The organism is Actinoalloteichus spitiensis RMV-1378 (genome assembly GCF_000239155.1).
Taxonomy (GTDB): domain Bacteria; phylum Actinomycetota; class Actinomycetes; order Mycobacteriales; family Pseudonocardiaceae; genus Actinoalloteichus_B; species Actinoalloteichus_B spitiensis.
On the sequence record NZ_AGVX02000550.1, the window covers coordinates 1 to 4,615 of the forward strand.

Annotated in this window: 1 protein-coding gene; it reads right to left on the bottom strand. The window is 75.7% G+C overall.

Translation table 11 applies throughout. From position 1 onward, the window contains the following. Positions 1-448: 448 nt before the first annotated feature. On the bottom strand, positions 449-4,615 hold a 4,167-nt coding region (locus ACTIDRAF_RS30390), incomplete at its 5' end, for an FkbM family methyltransferase (RefSeq protein WP_016700782.1).

A 4,615-nucleotide genomic window follows, 5' to 3' on the forward strand; every position in this document is an offset into this window, starting at 1 on the left:
CGGGAACGCTACCAGGCGGAAATCCTCGCCCCCACAGGGGGTGGAACCTCCTCCCGGTATCGCGCCCGACGAGTACCACCGCTCACGCGATGGCCCCCGCACTGGACGAGATACGCCAGTCAGGACGACCACGCACGACGACCCCGTCCCTGTTGATCCAAGGGGAGTGGGGGTCGCCAGGTCCGTGCTCATCCCACGACTTCCGTCGTGGTCCCTGCCTGGCTGCCGCGCAACAATACCGGGTCCGTGATCGCGATGTCAACCCGCTCGGCCCCAGTCGCTCGCCGTCGTCCTCGCCAGGCTCCGAAGTCCTGTTCCGTCCGACGCGTTCGCGGCGTGGACGAGACTAGCCAACCCGTCCACTCCCCGTCAAACCGACCCCGGACGAGCGCCCTCCCGGCCGCCAGGGCGGGTCCCGGGCGGGGCACTCGCCCAGGACCCGCCCCCGTCAGGCGCCCGGACCCCGCGTCTCCCGAGGGCGCAGCAACAGGCGAACCCGACCGTCGGACTCCCGGCCCCAGCGCAGTACCTCCGCCGGTTCCAGGGCTGGTCCGCCCTCCAACCGGGCCAGCTCGTACCCCCAGGACCGGATCTCGTCGAGCGCCGCCGCCGGATCCTCGCCGAGCTCGGCCCCGCCGACGACCGACATCGCGCAGACGACCGGCGGGTGGTCCCGGCGGAGCAGCCGCGACAGCCCGCGCAGCACGCGCCAGGTGCTGCCTGGCGTGTCCACCCGCACCACCGAGAGCCGACCGTGTTCGAAGGCCGGGAGACCGACCAGCTCCTCGTCGAGCCGCACACCGCGCACCGTCTCCGGAGTGCCCACCGCGCCGCCCTGCGGGTTCCCGACCCCCTCCGGCGTGGACGCCGGGTGCTCGACGGGGAACCCGTTCTCGTCCCGCTCCTCGGCGCCGGGCGGCTCGGAACGACCCGTCCCCTCCTCGGACCGCACGCGCAGCCCGCCGCCCGGGCCCGGCGCGACCAGCAGGCGCGCCGCCTGGTCCCAGGCCGCCGCCTCCACGACGGTCAACCTCCCCGCGTTCTCCGGAACGACGTTGAGCTCCACGTTGTGCCGCAGGAGCGCGCCAGCCTCCGGGCAGGGTTCGACGGCCACCACCCTGCCGTTCGCGCCGAGCCGGCTCAACACCCTCGTCGTCTGGTACCCGACGTGCGCCCCCACGTCGAGGAACACCCCGTCCGGTTCCAGCAGACCGTCCACCGCAGCGGAGATCTCCGGTTCCCACACGCCATGGCTGGACAGCCACGGCAACATCACGCTGTCGCTCGCGGGCAGCCGGAACAGCCCGGCGTCGCACAGCACCATCGAGGTGGCGCCCTCGACCGGGGCGGGGTGCTGCCGCTGGTGCTCACGCACCACCACGCGCCGCAACGCGTCCGCCGTGCGCACTGCGTGGTCGACGTGGCGCATCCGGGACTCGAGCCGGCCGTCCCGGTCCCGCATGGCCTCGGTCAGCCGCGCCTCGACGGCATCGATCCTGTCCAAGGTGCGGTCCACGACCCCGGCCAGCCCGTCGAGGCGCTCGGCGAGCAACTCCACCTGGCGGTCCCGGCGCTCCGAGTCGGTGGTGACGGCCTCCTCCACGACCCGCAGCCGCTGCTGCTGGGCGGCGAGGTCCGCCCGCGCGCGCACCACCGCGTCGTCGGCTCCGACGAGGTGCTCCGCGAGGTCGCCCTGCCGGCCGACGACCGTGGCGAGCTCGGCTCGCAGGGCCTCGACGTCCACGGCGCTGGTGCCCCGGTCGGCGTCGTCCTGCCGGGCGACGAGGTCCCGGGCCGTCCGCTCCACCCCGTCCACCAGTGCCGTGAGCATTTCCCGCATGTGGGTGTCGTAGTGGTGGAGCACCCGGAGCACGGCCTTGCGGAGGGCCGGGGCGATGGGGACCTTGCTCGTGGTCCCCCCGACGTCGACCGGGCGGAGCAACGCGTGGCGCGCGACCACCAGCGCCCGCAGCGGGTCCTCGGCGACGACCGGCGCCTGCGCCCGGCCCGCCCGCCACGCGCGGTAGGTCTGCTCGACCATTCCCCGCACGGCCTCCCCGGTCGGGTGTGCCCCGTACCGGGTGGTGACCTCGGCCCGCCCCGTGCGGCCCAGTTCCGCCCGCACCTCGGGGCTGTCGGCGAGGTTCCGCAGCAGGTCGGCAGCCGAACGGCCGTCCGGCTCGGTCCCCCCGTCCAGGCAGGGCACGAACGCGGCACTCCGCCGGCCGAGCTGCTCGGTGACGGCGCCCTGGTCGGTGGAGACCACGGGCACTCCTCGGGCCGCGACCCCCAGGAGCCACGCCGCGACCGCGTCGCCCGCTCCGTCGCCACCTCCCCGGTGCAGGGACACCACGCAGTCGGCGATGTCGACGAGGTCGTCCTGGGCCAGGTCCGCCGCGGCGAAGAGGAGGACCCTGGGGTCGTTGGCGGTGGCCAGCCGGAGCCGCTCGGCGGACTCGGGGAAGTCGGCCGCACCCGACACCCGGAGCACCAGGCGAACGTCCCGACGATCGGGGAAGGCCGCCAGGAAGGCCGCGACCACGCCGAGCGGGTTGGTCCGCCGTTCGTCGGCGTGGTCGGCCGCCGAGCAGAACACGACCCCCTCGGGCACACCGCACCGGGCCCGGGCAGCGGCGCGGGCCGCCTCGTCGACCTCCCCCCGGTCGGCGACCGGGAGCAGGACCGTGCGCACGGGTCGGTTCGTCCCCCGGGCGGCCAGCCGGCGGGACGCCTCGGACAGCACCCACAGCTCGGACACCCCCGGAGCGAAGGGCGCCCCGTCGGCGCTGACCCGGATGACCGACCGGTCCGGGGGGACCGGAGCATCCGGCCCGCAGGAGAGCACCACCGGGTACAGGGGTTCGTCGGCGGTGGGCAGCCCGGAGTGTTCGACGGCCAACCGCACCCGGTCGGCGAGCTCACCGGCGCCGAGGACGCACACGCCGAGCTGGTCGAGCAGCGCCGGACTGGCGCCCGCCCCCGCCGAGGGCAAGACATCGGGGTGCACACGCCCGGCGGCGACTCCCGGCCCCGCGCACCACTCGCGGTAGGCGGCCCGGTCCGTGCCGCACGGGTCGGGGAAGTCCACCTGGAGTCGACGGTCGTCGAGCCAGACCGCCCAGGTCCACCGGCTGACGCCGGAGGTGTCGCGGCGTCCCGTCCGCTCGTCCGGCTCGGGGGGTTGGGCCGCCCACCGCAGGAACGCCGCAGCGGCGGTCACGCCCTCGCCGGGAGCACCGAACGCGGGCGGTGGGGCCTCACCGCCGGTGGCCTGCGCCCGCCGCCAACACTCGTGGAACTGCTCCCGGAGCCGTGGGGGGATCTCCAGCCCGCTGCCGTCCGGCACCTGGCGGAACCCGGTGTTCGCCTCGGCTGGGTCGACGGCCCGGACCAGGCGACCGCGGTAGGTGGCGCACAGCGCCGCGAGTTCCGGGTGTTCGGAGAGGAGCACCCGCGGCCGGTCGCCGAAGACCGTGGAGAGCAGCCAGGGGCGCTGCGGGTCGAAACCCCCGAAGTGGGCTGTCCGCAGCGGTGTCCCGTCCACCGTCACCCGGCCGTCGATGTCACGTCCCAGCGGCCGCCGGTCCGCGTTCCAGACCGACAACCCGATGCCCCGGTCGCGCAGCACGCGGTGCTCGACCTGGCCGGGCGCCGCGTCGAGGGCGTTGGACGCGCTCGGCAGCGCCCGCAGCTGGGCGGCCCAATCGGCCAGGAACCGCTCGGCACCGGGCCCCACCGCGACGAACCCCGGGTCGAAGGTGCCGGCGGAGGCGAAGTCGGACGCGGTGGGCCGGAGTCCGTCCGTGGGCAACGGGTCCAGGGTCCGGGGCACCAGGACCAGCGGGCACTCCGCGACGGCGTCGGCCACCAGGTCGAGCACTGGACCCACGACCAGCACCCAGGGGTCGAGGCACAACACCGGCTCGCCACCGCGCACCAGGTGCGCGAGCAGGCGGGGCCGGAGCACCGCTCGCAGCTGGTCGGCATCGCAGGACGTCGCCAGGCGGTGGAACTCCTCCGCGCCGAGTCCGATGTCGGTAGGTCCGAGCACGTGGTCGTCGCCGGTCTCCGCGGGGGTCGGGGAGATCGTGAGGGTGACGAACCGGGTCTCCGGGTGGTGGGTGCGCAGCGATTCCCGGAGCACGCTCGCCGCCGCCCACTCACCGGGTAGCGCGACCGTGCACACGGTGACGGAACGCCGCGGCGTGTCCCGGGGCCGCTCCACGGGTTGCTCGGCCAGTTCGAGGCTGTCCGCCGCCGTCTCCTCCTGGACGTCGACGTCCGCCGGAGGCCATCGCCGCAGCATCTCGGTCCGGGGTTCGGGGTCGACGGTGACCGGCTCCCGCTCGGGTGCTCTGGTGCCCTCGGGGGTCCCCTGTTCGGCGGGCACGACGGCCGGGTTCTGGGCCGGCGGCCCGAGCTCGGTGTCCCGCGCCTGCCCGGCCCCCGTCGTCTCCCCCGAGGGCGCGGGCGGTGGGACCCGCTCGGCCTGGTGCGGGGCGGCGGCGCCGGTGTCGGTCCTGCGGGGCTCGGTGGGGCCCGGTCGCGCCGGGGCCGGGGACGTCGGGGGGATCGCGCCGGTGCGGAGCGCGGCGGGCGCGGTCGCGGCGGCATC